This window comes from Streptomyces sp. NPDC002690 (assembly GCF_053592415.1).
This window is the reverse complement of sequence record NZ_JBSFVR010000013.1, coordinates 21,702-36,516: the sequence shown is the minus strand read 5'-3', so window position 1 is coordinate 36,516 and position 14,815 is coordinate 21,702. Positions and strand designations below refer to the sequence as shown.

The following is a 14,815-nucleotide window of genomic DNA, read 5'->3' as shown; positions in this document are numbered from 1 at the left end:
CCCGCGCCCCGGAAGGAACCGTCAGCAGATGTACGTCTCCCGCGTCACCATCGAGAACATCAAGTCGTTCAACGGACCGCGAAAAGTCGATCTGACCCTGACCCGTCCGGACGGCTCGCACGCCGGCTGGACGGTCCTCGCCGGCCGCAACGGCGCCGGGAAGACCACCCTGTTGCGCGCCCTCGCCCTCGCGCTGAGCGGACCGGTGGCAGCCCGTGGACTGGTCCAGGGCTTCGAGAACTGGGTCACGCGCGGCGCGGAGTCGGGCAGCGCCTCGGCGGAGATCGTCCGCGACAAGGACTTCGACAAGTTCACCGCCTCGGGCCGCACCCAGAACAAGTTCGGTACGGGCCTGCGCTGGACGCCCCCCGGCGAATCGGCGGCCGGGCGCAAGAGCGCGCAGCCCGCACTCGGCGAGATCCGGAGCAACTCCCGTACCCAGAGCGCCAGTGCCGCCCAGCGCGGCCCGTGGGCCGACAACCCGGTGGGTTGGTTCTGCGCCGCGTACGGCCCGTTCCGGCGGATGGCCGGCGGCTCGGGCGACGTACAGCGGCTGATGCTGGCCTCGGGGCCCGTCGCCCGACAGGCGAGTCTCTTCCACGAGGACGCCTCGCTCGCCGAGGGCGTCGCCTGGCTGATCGAACAGCATCTGCGCGCGCTGGAAGGCCGGGAAGGCGCGCTGGCCCTCAAGGAGGCCGCCCTCTCGGTCCTCGGCGACGGACTCCTCCCGGACGGCTACCGCATCAAGGACGTCGACTCCGAAGGGCTCTGGGTCACCCGGGGCGGACACCGCTTCCCGCTGCGGGAGATGAGCGACGGGTTCCGTACCGTCGCCGCCCTCGTGGTGGACCTGCTCAAGCAGATCCACGATGCCTTCGGGGACCACGCGCTGGGCCGCGGCGGCGAGGACGAGGGCCCGAGCCCGCTCCAGGTCCCCGGGGTCGTGATCATCGACGAGATCGACGCCCACCTCCACGTCTCCTGGCAGCGCCGCATCGGCCCCTGGCTGACCACGCACTTCCCCAACATCCAGTTCATCGTCACCACCCACAGCCCTTACATCTGCCAGGCCGCCGACCCCGGCGGCCTGATCCGCCTGCCCGGCGTCGACGAGGGGGCCTCCCCGGAGGTCGTTCCCGAGGACCTGTACGAACGGGTCGTCTACGGCAGCGGCGACGACGCCGTCCTTTCCGACCTCTTCGGTCTCGACACCCCGTACTCGGAACGCGCCGAGTACGCCCGCGCCGAGTTCGTCGCCCTGGAGTCCAAGGTGTACGAGGGCGACACCTCGCCCGAGACCGTCGCCCGGTACAAGGAGCTCAAAAGCCTGCTGTCCAGCTCCCCGACCGCCCGCGCCCACGAGGTCTCCGCCCGGCTGTACCGGATCGCCGACCAGGTCCAGGACATCACCGACGGGTACGGGGACGGGGTCGAAAACGAGGCCAGGGACGCGGCCGGAGAGGCGGGCGAGACGAAGTGATCCGGATGACCCGTCCCGAACTGCCCCTGGACACCCAGGAACACTTAGCGACGTACACCCGGCAGATCGCCGACGCGGCGGCCTCCGACCGCAAGGCGACCGCCATCGGCCTCTGGGGCCGCTTCGCCGTACGCCGACGGGTGCGCCCCGGCGTCCTCGCCGCCCTCACCGACATGGCCCCCGGCCACCAGCGCTGCATGTACTGCGGCGACAGCCAGGGCACCGACATCGACCACTTCGAGCCGAAGAGCCAGGCGCCGCTGCGCACCTTCGACTGGACCAACTACCTGCTGGCCTGCTCCTACTGCAACAGCAACCAGAAGCGCGACCTCTTCCCGCGCGACGCGAGCACCGGCCGCGCACTCCTCCTCGACCCCACCCTGGACGACCCCTTGAACCACCTGCGCCTGGTGCTGCCGCTCTGTACGTACCGGGGGCTCAGCGCCCAGGGCGACGCCTGCATAGACGTGTTCGGCCTCAACCGGCGCGGCGTCCTCGTCGCCGGGCGCCGTACCGCCTACGCCACGGCCAAGCAGTCCGTCGAACTCTGGCGCATAGCCACCGACCGGGGCCAGCACACCAAGGCCGACGAGGTCGCCCGCGTCGCCTGGGACCGCCCGCTCGCCGACGTACTCGCCGCGATGTTCCACCAGTCCGGGCACCCCGCTGCCGAACTGCTCTTCGACGGCGAGGAGGAGACCTTGGCGCTGCTGCGGGACCCGGAGTTACGGGCGAGCTTTCTGGCGCGGGCGTGAGGGGGCGCGACCTGCCATCCTTCACGCGCAGGTCCAGAGGTTCTATGGACAAGTCCGGAGGAGAGTCACTGGTGGAGACAGGCGCATCGGCCGACGAGGCTGCCGATCACGAGCCCGCTGAGCACCGGCGTTTCACCGACCACCTTCGAGCTCTGGCCTCCGTCCCACATGAAGGGGAGGCGGCCTTGGTCTCAGCCGTGCTGGGGGACCAGGACGTTCAGATGGGGCAGAGCGCGGTGGTCCGCCATGTGGACCGCCGCGCGAACGAGTTGCTGACGGACGCCCGGTTCACCGCCTGGGCCGACCTCATGGCCACCGTGGTGGTGCACCACGACTTCCTCACCCGTCGACTTCGCGAGTGGACGCTGCTCAGGGCCGTCGTGCTGGAAGAGGCGTGGAGCGCCGAGGAACTGTCCGACGCGTCCGACTGGTTCCAGCGCACAGCCGTGGCATCCCCGCAGATCAATTCGCCCGCCGCCCTCGGAGTGCTCGCCGCCACGGGGCGTACTCGGCGCGTCCGCGATGCGGCGGGGCAACGGATGGGGCGGCCGGACCGACTGCCGGGCTGATGCGGCGAGCCTTGGACGTAGCCGAAGCCTCTCACCCGCTGTTCGTCAGCTACCTGTTGGGAGAAGAGGCCGGTCAGGCGTCGAGGTGGCCGCTCTTGACGGCGGCGACGAACGAGGACCATCCGGCGGGGGAGAAGACGAGCGCGGGGCCGTTGGGGGCCTTGCTGTCGCGGACGGGGATGGCGGGGTGGCCGGTTGCTACTTCGAGGCAGTCGGCCTGGTCACCACCGCTGTAACTGGACTTGAACCAACCGGTGAGCGTATGCGCATCGGAGATTCCGAGCCTATTGCTGACCATGTTCGTGTTCCTCCGCTGCTGCCCGCACGAGCGCCAGTGATTCCTGCTGCGACATTGCATCGCTCAAAGCGAGATGGTATGCCGTCTGGCTGGCCTTGACCAAGGACGGCTCATCCATCAGGTTGCCAGTCAGAAACCCTTCGGTGTAGGCAACCGGCTCGGCTTCCTCGAAGCTCAACATGGATAGCAAGCTCTGCTGAAGAGGGTGGGCCCCTACTTCGAACGGCAGCACATGCAGGCGCAGTCGGCCGCTCTCCGCCATGTCGGCGACCTTGCGAAGTTGCTCGGCCATCACCTGCCTGCCCCCGACTCTGCGCCTGAGCACCGCCTCGTCGAGCAAGGTCCACATCACCGGGTTCAATGGACCGTTGATGATCTGAGCACGTTCTGTTCGGATGACAACCTCTCTGTCAAGGTCTTCCTGCCGATGATTCGGTCGGTACGCCTGGAAGAGTGCGCGCGCGTAACTGTCGGTCTGAAGCAAGCCCGGTACCAGAGAGAGCCCGAACTGCTGGATGTGTGTGGCGAGCTTCTCCAACTCGGCCATTACGGCGAAGTGATCCTCGTACTTCGAGTCCAGATCCTGGAGCCAACGCAGAAAGAACCCGTCCGTCTTCAACGCCAGATCGATCCTCCGTGCGTCATCCGGTTTCGGCAGGCGCCGCCCCGCCTCCCAGTGGCTGATCAGCGTTGGAGAACAGACCACTTGTACGCCCAGTTCCTCCTGCGTGAGGTCGGCGGCCAACCGTCGGAGCCGTAGCTCCTCTCCGTACCTCTCCCGCAGCGTCCGAGGCTTTCGGCTCAGTGTCATGGCGGCACCAACTCCCCTGTTCCTGACAGCTGGGCTGTCAAGCCCGAACCCCTGGCAGCGTAGCCAGCAGCCGCCCCACTCTGTGATGGATTCACCACGGAACGCACCCGTTCGTGGGTGTCGTCGTCAGAAGGAGAACGCGCAGAGATGAAGGACCTCGTCCGCAGGGTCACCGGCTCACTGAAGCGGCTGGTACGACCCGCCCGGGCCTCCCGCCCCGCGCCCGCCCCGGCCCCCCGCCCGCACCCGTCCGGCCTCACCACCCGCTGCACCGGCGGACGCCCGCTGCGTGGCGAGGACACCGTGCTCGTCCGCCCGTACGTCGTGACGGACGAAGAGTGGGCCGAGCGGATCGCGCTGGTCACCCGCCTCACGCACTCCGAGGGAGCAGCCGCGTGAACCACAGGCCCGACCTCGACGTCGTCCATCGCGCGGGCGGGACGTTCCGGCTGCTGCCGTGGACAGGAGACGGTGGCAAGCCGGCTTACGTCCTGGGGGACGGCACCGGTCTCGTCTCGCGGATGGCCGACGACATCGAGAGCGTCCAGCTCGACATGGCGGACGAACTGCTCGACCACGCGACCGCGCTGCTGGCCGACCAGCGGGTCACCGGGGCGGAATACCGGTTCCTCGCCAACCGGTTGAGCGAGTCGCTCCGGGACGTCAGACGCATCGCGGAGAGCCGGGGAGCGCGGCTGGCCGCTGATGGTGAGGTCGAGGACTTCGAGGAGGAGGACGACGACTGCGACGACGGCGAGGGGCAGGCCGTCGCGGGCGGGGCGGAGACCGTGGTCGGCGCCGTCGGCGCCGATCCCCGGCCGCAGCCCTGGGGTCAGCAGGGCCAATGAGCGGGCGCCTTGGGCAACTGCCCCTCTGAGCTGCGGTTTTCGGTGCCCGGGTGGACAATGAGAGACGGAGTTCTCGCCTGGCCGGCGACAAAGCCGCCGGAGGTGTCCGAGAACCGGAAGGGCCGGTCGGCGTCGGCCGCCACCCGGGTCGGGAGCGTACGACGCCCGGCCCGTGCCGGGCGGGCCACCGTCCCGAGCCGGCCAAGCCGAATACCACCTGCCCGGCCGGCCGGACTCGCGACCCCCGGCGCGACAGCTCGCCCCAGGCCCGCCCGGCCCACAGCGGGGACGGAGGATGCGCCATGGTGATGAAGCAGGAGACGGTTCCGATGCGCGACGGATACGACATCGGCATCGGGGTCTCGATGGCGAGCGGCAGCCCCATGGCCCTCGGCGCTACAGGGCCGGTGACTCCGCCGCAGGTCGGCGGCGGGGAGACCGGTTCCTTCACCTTCCGGCGCATCGAGACGACACAGGACCTGGAGTCCGAACTCGGGGTGGGAGCGGACATCTCGGCCGGGATCGGGCTCTTCAGCGGCTCGGCCTCACTCGACTTCTCCAAGCGGTGCCGGGTCCAGTCGAGTTCTCTCAGCGTGATGGTGTCGAACTCGCGGACCTTCGCCTTCGAGCAGATGGACTCGCCGGCGCTGTCGGAGGCGGCGGCGAAGCTGGTGGAGCAAGGGAAGACGCTGGAGGGACAGTTCGGCGAGTACTTCGTGCGCGGTATCGGCACGGGAGGCCGGTTCTTCGGGGTCGTACGGATCGACACCAAGAGTGTGCAGTCGAAGATGTCGCTCAACGCCGCGCTGGAGGGCAGCTACGGAGTGACGGTCTCGGCCGAGGTACGGATCAACATCGCGGAGGCGATGCGGAACGCGGAGGCGCGGGCGGAGGCGTTCGTACTCCATGACGGTGGCACCTTCACCACCCAGCCGCGCAGCGGAGACCCGGTGGAGCTGGTGAACCAGCTCTACGCGGCGATGGACGAGTGGACCGCCAGCGTGCGCGCCCAGCCGCGTTCGTACACGGCGACGCTGGCACCGTACGCGATCGCGCTGGGGCCGACCCCGCCGAACATCGCCGACATCGAGAAACAGCGCCGGGTGCTGATCCGCTGCGCGAAGCTGCGGTCGCAGAGCATCGACTTGCTCAACCTGGTCGACTACATCCTCGACGTCCGGCACACCGCCGAGTTCGAGTTCGCACCGGACGGGCCGGACCTCCAGGCCCTGCGGGCGGCACTCGCCGGTGACCTCGACGCGATCGAGGAGGCCGCGTCGTTCGCCATCGAGAACCTGAAGGAGGCGCGCGACCCGGAGGTGTTCATGCGGGACATCCAGGGGAAGGCGGACTTCCGTCTCACCGGCCTGCCGCCGAACATGCCGAAACAGAAGGAGATCCTCGCCCCGGTCACTCCGTCGCCGGCGGCGCCCAACGCGATGCCCCAACTCGTCGGTCAGATGGCGGAACCGGTCGTCGACCTGCTGGCCTGCATCAACCTTGAGGGCGTCGACCACTGCCTGAACTTCCTGGGTTCCCGGCTGGACGCGCTCGGGCTCGACCGCAGGGAACTGGGCGACTTCTTCTTCACCGTGCTCCGCAGCGGTGTCACCCCCGACGTCCGGGGCGACTCCAGCCGTCCGGGGTCGCGGATCACCTCGCAGTCCCCGGCCGCCGGGACGCCGGTGGAGCCGCTGACGACCATGACGCTCGTGGTGACCTGAGGCCCCGCCCGGAACGGCGACCGGGCGCGCCGGGAAAGGAACGACCATGTCGGCCACAGCACTGGAGCCGGGGGAGATCGTCCAGGTCGAGGTACGGGACGCGGCTGGGGTGGTGACGGATTTCTCGCACGACTACGCGGTCGATGCCTCCCGCCTGCTGCGGATCCCCTCGCTGAACACGATCCTCGCCGAAGGCAAGCCACTGACGCCGGACCTACGGGCGGAGATCGAGGACCGGTTCGTCAATGACGGCATCCTCACCACCGTCACCGTCAATCTCGGGATGCGGGGCGACCGGGTGGACCTGGAGAACACCGTCCAGCCGGGGGACCTGCTCTTCGTGCGGATGCTCAACCCGGACGGCACCATCGACGCGAGCTCCGGCTCGTTCCCCGTGGACGGCTCCGGCAGCATCAACATGCCTTTTCTGGGCGGGGTCCTCGTCCGCGACAACCGCTTCTTCGAGGCGGAGCACCAGATCGAGCAGGGGCTGCTGGATGCCCAGGTCTTCACGCAGCCGCTGGTCAACGTGGCGCGTGTGAGGCTCTTCTGATCATCCTCACTCGGAGGCCGACGCCACCGTCCCCGGGGACCACACGCGTGCCGGGGGCCCGGGCACCTGCGCCGGCGCCGGTCGGAATCAGGTGCGATCAGGTCCTTCGCTCACGACCCGTCGCAGACGCTCACCACTTGTCGCCGACGCGCACCTTGTCCCACTTGCTCTTCGAGATGCACAACTCGTGCGCGTCGTTGTCCAGTTCGATCTGGTAGCACTCCCCCTTACGGTGCTCGACGCGCTTGGTGGCACCCGTCTTCACTTGGTGGCACGACTTCTTGGTCTTGCCGTTCTTCCTGGTCGTGGAGCATTCGCTGCGCGTGACCGCCTCGTCGGTGTACGTGGTGCTGCCGCGCTTGTACTCCTTCTCCGTGATCGTCCCGTGCACCGGGTCGCCGCCGCAGGCTGTCAGGAGCAGTACGGCGACGGGCGCGGCGGCCAAGGCTGCGATACGGCGGAAGGGCTGACGGTGACCGGGCATGGCGGGTCCTTCGCTGCAAGGAGTGGCACCGGGCCACGTGGGAGTCGGCGACAGGGTGGATGCGTTCCACACCTTAGCGACGCACCGGACGTACGTTCGGTTCTCGGCTTGCCGAGAGTGCCGGGAGTGCACCGGCACGCCGACGCCGGTCGGAACCCCACTCCGCCGCGGGGGCGCGACGGCGCCTCGGTGAGCCACCCGCTCCCTCCCACAGGTACGCGGCCTCGCCGCCCGTGTCTGCGCGCGGGCCGGTAGGGGGCGGTGTAGAGAGGAGTCATGTCACAGCGCCGCGTAGGGCCTCGCCGGAGGGTGCGAGCCGGCCGGGACCGGCTTCTGATCATCATCCCGATCCTGTGGATCGTCGCGGTGTCGGTGGCCGACCTTCTCTCGCCGTCCGACATCCACCTCGGGCCACTGCTCGTCGCGGCCCCGGCGGTCACGGCCTCGTTCGCCGGACCCCGGACGGTGGGTCTGATCGCCGCGCTGGCGGTGATCTCGCAGTCGGTCATCGGGTTGGCGCGTGATCCCGACGAACTTCTCTCCGCCAACCACGAGGCCCAGATCATCTCCCTGGTGCTGGTCGGCGTGATGCTCGTGATCTTCTGCGTACTGAGGGAGCGCAGGGCGAAGGAGCTGGCGCAGGTGCGGTACGTGTCCGAAGCCGCTCAACGCGTGGTCCTGCCCCCACTTCCGAGGACACTGGGGCCCCTGCGCGTCGCCTCGCTCTACCTCGCCGCGGAGGCCGAGGCCCAGATCGGCGGGGACCTGTACGCGGTGGCGCGCACCGCCTCCGGGACCCGGCTGATCGTCGGAGACGTGCGCGGCAAGGGGATGACCGCGGTGAACGACGCCTCCCTGCTGCTCGGCGCGTTCCGTGTCGCCGCCCACCGCCAGTCGAGCCTGGGCGAACTGGTGAGCTACCTCGACCGGAGCGTGTGCTGGGACCTGACGGAGCCGGGAGAGGCGAACCGCTACGGAGAAACGTTCATCACCGCGACCGTCCTGGACATCCCCGACCAGGGCGGCCGGGTCGAGATGGTCGCCTGCGGACATCCGCCGCCGGTCGTCCTGTGCGACGGCCGACCGACGACGATGGACGTCCTCCACCCAGCGCCCCCGCTCGGCCTGGGCGAGCTGGCGCATCCGGGGTACCACGTCGACAGCTTCCCGTTCGAGCCGGGAAGCCTCCTGCTGCTGTACACGGACGGGGTCACCGAGGCCCGTGACGGCACCGGCGCGTTCTACCCGCTCGCCGAGCGCATCACCGGCTGGGCCGAGAAGGAGGCCGACGCCTTTCTCGGCCGCTTCCGGGAAGACCTGATGGAGTGGGTCGGAGGGCGACTGGACGACGATGCCGTCATGATCGTCCTGGAGCGTCCGGCCGTACCGTCCGCCTGAACCGGACCTCCACCCGGATCACTCGCAGCGCCCGCACAGGAGCGCGAGCCGTACGGCGGACGGGGCGTCGGCCACCCCCGGCACGGGCGCCCACCGACCGCGGTGCGCCCGGTTCCGCGGCGGCCCGTACGGCGACTGCCAGGCCGGACGCCCGGTCGCGTCGGAGCCTGCGGTGCGACGCCGCGCACGTCGGCTCCCGAGGGGCTCCGCCGCTCGGTCGAGGCGGTTGCCGAACAGCGGGACGCCGAGTTCGAAGCGCGGCACGGTCGCCCACGCCGGGACGGCGAGCCCGGCGGTGGACCCGTACCCGATGCCAGGCGAGGCGCGGTAGCCGTGCCCCCGGCCGAAGGCGATCGGCGGGCGGTCGGCGAGCGGACGGACGGCGAGGTAAGCGGCGAGCGGGCGGACGGTGGGCAGGCAGACGGTGGGCACGACGGCCCGGTTTCCGGACATGGAGATACACCGATTTCAGTGAGAGAACCGCAGCGAGAAGGTGCACGCGGCCCGACGGGGCGGCGCGCGGGGGGTCAGCGCTCGGGGTGTCTCACTCGGTGTACATCGGCGTGTCCTTGACGGGGTGAACTCGGGTGGAGCGGGGCGCGAGCACGGTAACGGCGCACGGGGACACGGTTCCACCGGTTTTCGGGGCGGCGGAGGCGACTCGGGGCGGCGGGGGTGACTCGGTGTGGCGGGGGTGGCTCGGTGTGGCGTGCGGCAGTCCGTGTAAATCGCACGTAAATAGTCTCCGTGCTGGCCTCGGTTGATCGGTAAGAAACAAAAATGACATTCCGCTGATCAGAAGCGGTGGTGATCTTCGTGTGTGCCGGCGGTGAGCCGGAGCAGGCGCCCACCCCCCCGGGGCGGGCGCCGACCATGCACGAGAGGAACCGCCGCATGTCCATACCCCGTTCCCGGCGCCCAGGGCCGCGCCGGACGGTGGGCCCGGTGCAGGCCACCGTCGCCGCCCTCGCCCTCGCTCTGACCCTCCCCATGACCGGTACCGCCTTCGCCGACCCGGCCTCCTCGAATGCGGACCCGGAACCGGCGGCCACCACCGCCACCGGGTCGGCCGACGACCGCAGTTGGTCGGTCACGCGCTCGGCCGACGGCTACCACATCACGCTGAAGCTCGACGAGCCCCTGCCGGTACGCGACGCGCTCCCCGAGATAGCCGTCGACGGCGCCTCCCTCGGATACGCCCGGCAGACCACCGACGGACACACCCTCTCCCTGGTCACCACCGACCTGCGCGCCGCCCGCCCGGACGACGTCCGGGTCGCCTGGAACGGCGCCACCGACACGGTCACCACGTCCCAGCACGCCCCCCGGGGCACCGGCCGCCGGGGCAAGCCCACCGCCACCGCCGCCACGCTCACCGAGGCCGCCACCGCCAAGGGCCGCTACCACGTGGCCCGCGCCGACTACGACTTCGGCGACACCGCCGTCACCCTCGGCGGCCTGAGCGACCGCGGCGCCGAACTCCGCGCCGCCGTCTGGGTGCCGACCGACGCCAAGGGCGAACGCCCCGTCGTGCTCTTCCTGCACGGCCGCCACTCCGCCTGCTGGAACGCCGGCACCGCCAAGACCAACAACGCCGCCTGGCCCTGCCCCGAGGGCTACCAGCCCATCCCCAGCTACCTCGGCTACAACGCCACCGCCGAGGTCCTCGCCTCCCAGGGCTACGCGGTCGTCTCCATCAGCGCCGACGGCATCAACGCCCAGGACGCGAGCTACACCGACGACGCCGGCACCCTCGCCCGGGGACAGCTCGTCCTCGACCACCTCGACCTGCTCGCCCGCGCCGACAAGGGCACCGCGCCCGGCATGAGCCGACTGCTGAAGGGACGTCTGGACCTGTCCAGCGTCGGGCTGATGGGCCACTCGCGCGGCGGTGAAGGCGTCGTCAAGGCCGCGCTGCTCAACGCCGGCCGCGCCCACCCGTACGGCATCGACGCCGTACTCCCGCTCGCCCCCATCGACTTCGGCCGCGAAACCCTGCCCGACGTACCGATGGCCGTCGTCCTGCCGTACTGCGACGGAGACGTCTCCAACCAGCAGGGCCAGCACTTCTACGACGACAGCCGCTACACCGGCGCCGACGACGACGTGCTCCGCTCCTCCCTCATGGTGATGGGCGCGGACCACAACTTCTTCAACACCGAGTGGACCCCCGGCGTAGCCGCAGCCCCCGCGAGCGACGACTGGTCCGCCTCCACCGACGCCGTGTGCGGCAGCGCCTCGCCCACCACGACCCGGCTGACCGCCGCCGAGCAGTCCGAAGCCGGTACGGCCATCATGTCCGGGTTCTTCCAGCTCACCCTGGGCGGCCAGGACCGCTTCCTGCCCCTCTTCGACGGCAGCCAGGGCGCGTCGACCACCATCGGAGCGGCCACCGTCCGCAGCGAGGCCCAGGCCCCCGGCCGGAGCCGCTCCGACATCGCCCCGCTGACCGCCCCGGCATCCAACGTCACCATCACCGGCGGCGGTACGGGCACCTACTGCGCGGGCTTCACCGGTCGCCCCACCATCAGCGCCCTCGGCGCCTGCACCGGCTCCACCGGAACCTCCCGCTTCCCGTCCTGGACCCCCGCCAACTACGCGGGCAACGTCGAAGCCACCCCGCTGCTCCACCTCACCTGGCCGGAGACCCCGGACGACACGGACACCCCCGCGAAGGCCGTGATCGAGATACCCAAGGGCTCCCGTGACGTCCGGCGCTACGCGGGCCTCGCGTTCCGCGCAGCCGTCGACGAGAACGGCCCGGACACCGACCTGACCGTCAAGCTCACCGACGGACGCGGCCGTACCGCCTCCGTCGCCCTCTCCTCGCTCAGCGACGCGCTGAAGGCCAACCCGTCCTCCGGCACCAGCACCCTGCTGCCCAAGACCTGGCTCCAGACGGTGAACTGGCCACTGGCGAAGGTGCGCGGCATCGACCTCTCCGACGTCCGCCGCATCACCCTGGCCGCCCCCGCCACGGCCGGTGGCGTGTACCTCTCCGACGTGGCCTTCCAGACCGTCCGCGCCGGCGGCGGCGGCCCGAGCGAACTGCCGCAGGTCTCGGTGGCCGGAGCCCCGGCCACCGAGAACGCCGGTACCGTCCCCGTCACGGTCACCCTCTCCCGCTCCTCCCGCACCCCGGTGACGGTCAACCTCCAGACCGTGGCCGGCACCGGCACCCAACTCACCACCTCCGCCCGGAAGATCACCTTCCCGGCGCGCACCACCTCACAGACGGTCCAGTTGCCCGTCATCGACGACACCACCGTCCAGCCCACCGCCGACACGGTCTACAAGATCTACGTCTCGGTGCCCGTGGGCGCGGTGACCGGACAGGGCTACGCCCGGGTCACCGTCCACGACGACGAGTCCACCGTCTGACCCGCTCCGGGTGGCGCCGACTCCTCCCCGTGGGGGTGTCGGCGCCACCCGATACCGTCGAACCATGCCCAACGCGCCCACCCCGCCCACCTCCCCCAACCTGGCAGTCCTCGAAGGGGTCCTGGAGCGGATCACCTACGCCAACGAGGAGAACGGCTACACCGTCGCCCGTGTGGACACCGGGCGCGGCGGCGATCTGCTGACCGTGGTGGGCTCGCTGCTCGGCGCGCAGCCGGGGGAGTCGCTGCGGATGGAGGGCCGCTGGGGCTCGCACCAGCAGTACGGCAAGCAGTTCACGGTGGAGAACTACACGACCGTTCTCCCCGCGACCATCCAGGGCATCCGCCGCTACCTCGGCTCCGGACTGATCAAGGGCATCGGCCCGGTCATGGCCGACCGGATCACCACGCATTTCGGTACCGACACCCTCGACATCATCGAGAACGCGCCCAAACGGCTCGTGGAGGTCCCCGGGCTCGGCCCGAAGCGTACGAAGAAGATCGCCGACGCCTGGGAGGAACAGAAGGCGATCAAGGAGGTCATGATCTTCCTCCAGTCGGTCGGGGTCTCGACCTCGATCGCCGTGCGGATCTACAAGAAGTACGAGGACGCCTCGATCTCCGTCGTGAAGAACCAGCCCTACCGGCTGGCCGCCGACGTCTGGGGCATCGGCTTCCTGACCGCCGACCGGATCGCCCAGGCGGTCGGCATCCCGCACGACAGCCCGGAACGCGTGCGCGCCGGACTCCAGTACGCCCTCTCCCAGTCCAGTGACCAGGGCCACTGCTACCTCCCCGAGGAACGGCTGATCGCGGACGGCGTGAAACTGCTCCAGGTCGACACCGGCCTTGTCATCGACTGCCTCGCCGAACTGGCCGCCGACCCGGAGGGCGTCGTACGGGAGAAGGTGCCGGGCCCCGACGGCGGTGAGCCGGTGACGGCGGTGTACCTCGTGCCCTTCCACCGGGCGGAGGTCTCCCTCGCCGGGCAGGTGCGCCGGCTGCTGCGGACCCCGGAGGACCGGATGCCCGCCTTCCAGGACGTGGACTGGGAGAAGGCGCTCGAGTGGCTGGCCCGCCGGACGGGCGCCACCCTCGCCCCCGAGCAGGAGGCGGCGGTACGGCTCGCGCTGAGCCGGAAGGTCGCCGTGCTGACCGGCGGGCCGGGGTGCGGGAAGTCGTTCACCGTACGCTCCGTGGTCGAGCTGGCCCGCGCGAAGAAGGCGAAGGTCGTACTGGCCGCCCCCACCGGACGGGCCGCGAAGCGCCTCTCCGAGCTGACCGGCGCCGAGGCGTCCACCGTGCACCGCCTCCTCGAACTGAAGCCGGGCGGGGACGCCGCGTACGACAAGGACCGTCCGCTCGACGCCGATCTGGTCGTCGTGGACGAGGCGTCCATGCTCGATCTGCTGCTCGCCAACAAGCTCGTGAAGGCGGTGGCACCCGGTGCCCACCTCCTGCTCGTCGGCGACGTGGACCAGCTCCCCTCGGTCGGCGCGGGCGAGGTGCTGCGGGACCTGCTCGCCGAGGGCGGGCCCGTCCCCGCCGTCCGGCTGACCCGGATCTTCCGCCAGGCCCAGCAGTCCGGCGTGGTCACCAACGCCCACCGCATCAACTCCGGACAACCCCCGCTCACCCAGGGGATGGACGACTTCTTCCTCTTCGTGGAGGACGAGACCGAGGACGCCGGGGTGCTCGCCGTGGACGTCGCGGCACGCCGCGTCCCGAAGAAGTTCGGCCTCGATCCGCGCCGCGACATCCAGGTGCTCACCCCGATGCACCGGGGTCCGGCCGGTGCCGGGCACCTCAACGGCCTGCTCCAGCAGGTCATCACCCCCGGCCGCCCCGAGCTGCCGGAGAAGCGGTTCGGCGGCCGGGTCTTCCGCGTCGGCGACAAGGTCACGCAGATCCGCAACAACTACGAGAAGGGCGAGAACGGCGTGTTCAACGGCACCGTCGGTGTCGTGACCTCGCTCGACACCGACGAGCAGCGGCTGACGGTGCGTACCGACGAGGACGAGGAGATCGGGTACGACTTCGACGAACTGGACGAGCTGGCCCACGCCTACGCCATGACGATCCACCGCTCCCAGGGCAGCGAGTACCCGGCCGTCGTCGTTCCCGTCACCACCAGCGCCTGGATGATGCTGCAGCGCAACCTGCTCTACACGGCGGTGACCCGGGCCAAGAAGCTCGTCGTGCTGGTCGGCTCCCGCAAGGCGATCGGGCAGGCGGTCCGCACGGTTTCCGCCGGAAGGCGGTGTACGGCGCTGGATTTCCGGCTCAGGGGAGGGGCGGGGGGAGACTCACCGTAAAAAATGATCGATCAAATCGGTGGGAAACATCACGCAGGGCTTCCGGAACCACGGGGGAGGGGGCAGGATGACTAAGTTGGCGGCACTCAGTGCCGCCATTAGGTCCAATGGACGACCCCGAGTGCACTCTCCTGAGCCAAATGGGGGAGGGTGGAGACATCAGGGCACAGGGCACCTTGAGACAGTCAGGGCACCTCGAA

General features: G+C 70.1%; 14 protein-coding genes. 10 read left to right on the top strand and 4 right to left on the bottom strand.

The genetic code is table 11. The annotated features are described in order from the left end of the window. Positions 1 to 28 precede the first annotated feature (28 nt). From ACWD3D_RS03605 to ACWD3D_RS03595, 3 genes are all read left to right on the top strand, one after another. On the top strand, positions 29 to 1,480 hold the full coding sequence (locus ACWD3D_RS03605; RefSeq protein ID WP_451459272.1) for an AAA family ATPase: 1,452 nt from the start codon (positions 29 to 31) through the stop codon (positions 1,478 to 1,480). 5 nt (positions 1,481 to 1,485) lie between these two features. Continuing rightward, on the top strand, positions 1,486 to 2,235 hold the full coding sequence (locus tag ACWD3D_RS03600) for an HNH endonuclease (RefSeq protein WP_451459271.1): 750 nt from the start codon (positions 1,486 to 1,488) through the stop codon (positions 2,233 to 2,235). Positions 2,236 to 2,420: 185 nt separating this feature from the next. Further along, complete coding sequence (locus tag ACWD3D_RS03595) at positions 2,421 to 2,804, top strand: hypothetical protein (protein WP_451459270.1); 384 nt, start codon at positions 2,421 to 2,423, stop codon at positions 2,802 to 2,804. A gap of 73 nt (positions 2,805 to 2,877) precedes the next feature. On the opposite strand, the gene ACWD3D_RS03590 is transcribed toward ACWD3D_RS03595, so the two are convergent. Together ACWD3D_RS03590 and ACWD3D_RS03585 are read right to left on the bottom strand one after the other, a co-directional pair. Further along, on the bottom strand, positions 2,878 to 3,102 hold the full coding sequence (locus ACWD3D_RS03590) for a DUF397 domain-containing protein (protein ID WP_451459269.1): 225 nt from the start codon (positions 3,100 to 3,102) through the stop codon (positions 2,878 to 2,880). Beyond that, on the bottom strand, positions 3,089 to 3,913 hold the full coding sequence (locus tag ACWD3D_RS03585) for a helix-turn-helix domain-containing protein (RefSeq protein ID WP_451459268.1): 825 nt from the start codon (positions 3,911 to 3,913) through the stop codon (positions 3,089 to 3,091). The genes ACWD3D_RS03590 and ACWD3D_RS03585 overlap by 14 nt, the downstream gene beginning before the upstream one ends. Positions 3,914 to 4,060: 147 nt before the next feature. Between ACWD3D_RS03585 and ACWD3D_RS03580 the strand changes: the two genes are divergently transcribed. From ACWD3D_RS03580 to ACWD3D_RS03565, 4 genes are all read left to right on the top strand, one after another. Next, positions 4,061 to 4,312: a hypothetical protein gene (locus tag ACWD3D_RS03580; RefSeq protein ID WP_451459267.1), complete on the top strand. Its 252-nt coding sequence runs from the start codon at positions 4,061 to 4,063 to the stop codon at positions 4,310 to 4,312. Further along, positions 4,309 to 4,761, top strand: a complete 453-nt coding sequence (locus ACWD3D_RS03575) for a hypothetical protein (RefSeq protein WP_451459266.1) — start codon at positions 4,309 to 4,311, stop codon at positions 4,759 to 4,761. Before ACWD3D_RS03580 ends, ACWD3D_RS03575 begins: the two co-directional genes overlap by 4 nt. Before the next feature lie 302 nt (positions 4,762 to 5,063). Further along, complete coding sequence (locus ACWD3D_RS03570; RefSeq protein ID WP_451459265.1) at positions 5,064 to 6,485, top strand: PASTA domain-containing protein; 1,422 nt, start codon at positions 5,064 to 5,066, stop codon at positions 6,483 to 6,485. Between the two features lie 46 nt (positions 6,486 to 6,531). Continuing rightward, positions 6,532 to 7,038 carry a polysaccharide biosynthesis/export family protein gene (locus ACWD3D_RS03565; protein ID WP_451459264.1) on the top strand — a complete coding sequence of 169 codons (507 nt, stop codon included), beginning with the start codon at positions 6,532 to 6,534 and terminating at the stop codon, positions 7,036 to 7,038. Between the two features lie 130 nt (positions 7,039 to 7,168). Here ACWD3D_RS03565 and ACWD3D_RS03560 read toward each other — a convergent pair whose 3' ends face one another. Further along, positions 7,169 to 7,522 (bottom strand): hypothetical protein, encoded by a 354-nt coding sequence (locus ACWD3D_RS03560; RefSeq protein WP_451459263.1) that lies wholly within the window; start codon positions 7,520 to 7,522, stop codon positions 7,169 to 7,171. 276 nt (positions 7,523 to 7,798) lie between these two features. Between ACWD3D_RS03560 and ACWD3D_RS03555 the strand changes: the two genes are divergently transcribed. Then, positions 7,799 to 8,920, top strand: a complete 1,122-nt coding sequence (locus tag ACWD3D_RS03555; RefSeq protein WP_451459262.1) for a PP2C family protein-serine/threonine phosphatase — start codon at positions 7,799 to 7,801, stop codon at positions 8,918 to 8,920. A gap of 18 nt (positions 8,921 to 8,938) precedes the next feature. On the opposite strand, the gene ACWD3D_RS03550 is transcribed toward ACWD3D_RS03555, so the two are convergent. Beyond that, positions 8,939 to 9,373 (bottom strand): hypothetical protein, encoded by a 435-nt coding sequence (locus ACWD3D_RS03550; RefSeq protein WP_451459261.1) that lies wholly within the window; start codon positions 9,371 to 9,373, stop codon positions 8,939 to 8,941. A gap of 441 nt (positions 9,374 to 9,814) precedes the next feature. Between ACWD3D_RS03550 and ACWD3D_RS03545 the strand changes: the two genes are divergently transcribed. Further along, positions 9,815 to 12,301, top strand: coding sequence for a hypothetical protein (locus ACWD3D_RS03545; RefSeq protein ID WP_451459260.1), 2,487 nt, complete (start codon positions 9,815 to 9,817; stop codon positions 12,299 to 12,301). Between the two features lie 64 nt (positions 12,302 to 12,365). Next, positions 12,366 to 14,615 (top strand): SF1B family DNA helicase RecD2, encoded by a 2,250-nt coding sequence (recD2, locus tag ACWD3D_RS03540; protein ID WP_451459259.1) that lies wholly within the window; start codon positions 12,366 to 12,368, stop codon positions 14,613 to 14,615. The last annotated feature ends 200 nt before the right edge of the window (positions 14,616 to 14,815 follow it).

Coding starts and splice junctions, on each gene's coding strand:
- ACWD3D_RS03605 (WP_451459272.1), top strand. CDS start 29: ATGTACGTCTCCCGCGTCACCATCGAGAACATCAAGTCGTTCAACGGA.
- ACWD3D_RS03600 (WP_451459271.1), top strand. CDS start 1,486: ATGACCCGTCCCGAACTGCCCCTGGACACCCAGGAACACTTAGCGACG.
- ACWD3D_RS03590 (WP_451459269.1), bottom strand. CDS start 3,102: ATGGTCAGCAATAGGCTCGGAATCTCCGATGCGCATACGCTCACCGGT.
- ACWD3D_RS03585 (WP_451459268.1), bottom strand. CDS start 3,913: ATGACACTGAGCCGAAAGCCTCGGACGCTGCGGGAGAGGTACGGAGAG.
- ACWD3D_RS03580 (WP_451459267.1), top strand. CDS start 4,061: ATGAAGGACCTCGTCCGCAGGGTCACCGGCTCACTGAAGCGGCTGGTA.
- ACWD3D_RS03570 (WP_451459265.1), top strand. CDS start 5,064: ATGGTGATGAAGCAGGAGACGGTTCCGATGCGCGACGGATACGACATC.
- ACWD3D_RS03565 (WP_451459264.1), top strand. CDS start 6,532: ATGTCGGCCACAGCACTGGAGCCGGGGGAGATCGTCCAGGTCGAGGTA.
- ACWD3D_RS03560 (WP_451459263.1), bottom strand. CDS start 7,522: ATGCCCGGTCACCGTCAGCCCTTCCGCCGTATCGCAGCCTTGGCCGCC.
- ACWD3D_RS03555 (WP_451459262.1), top strand. CDS start 7,799: ATGTCACAGCGCCGCGTAGGGCCTCGCCGGAGGGTGCGAGCCGGCCGG.
- ACWD3D_RS03550 (WP_451459261.1), bottom strand. CDS start 9,373: ATGTCCGGAAACCGGGCCGTCGTGCCCACCGTCTGCCTGCCCACCGTC.
- ACWD3D_RS03545 (WP_451459260.1), top strand. CDS start 9,815: ATGTCCATACCCCGTTCCCGGCGCCCAGGGCCGCGCCGGACGGTGGGC.
- recD2 (WP_451459259.1), top strand. CDS start 12,366: ATGCCCAACGCGCCCACCCCGCCCACCTCCCCCAACCTGGCAGTCCTC.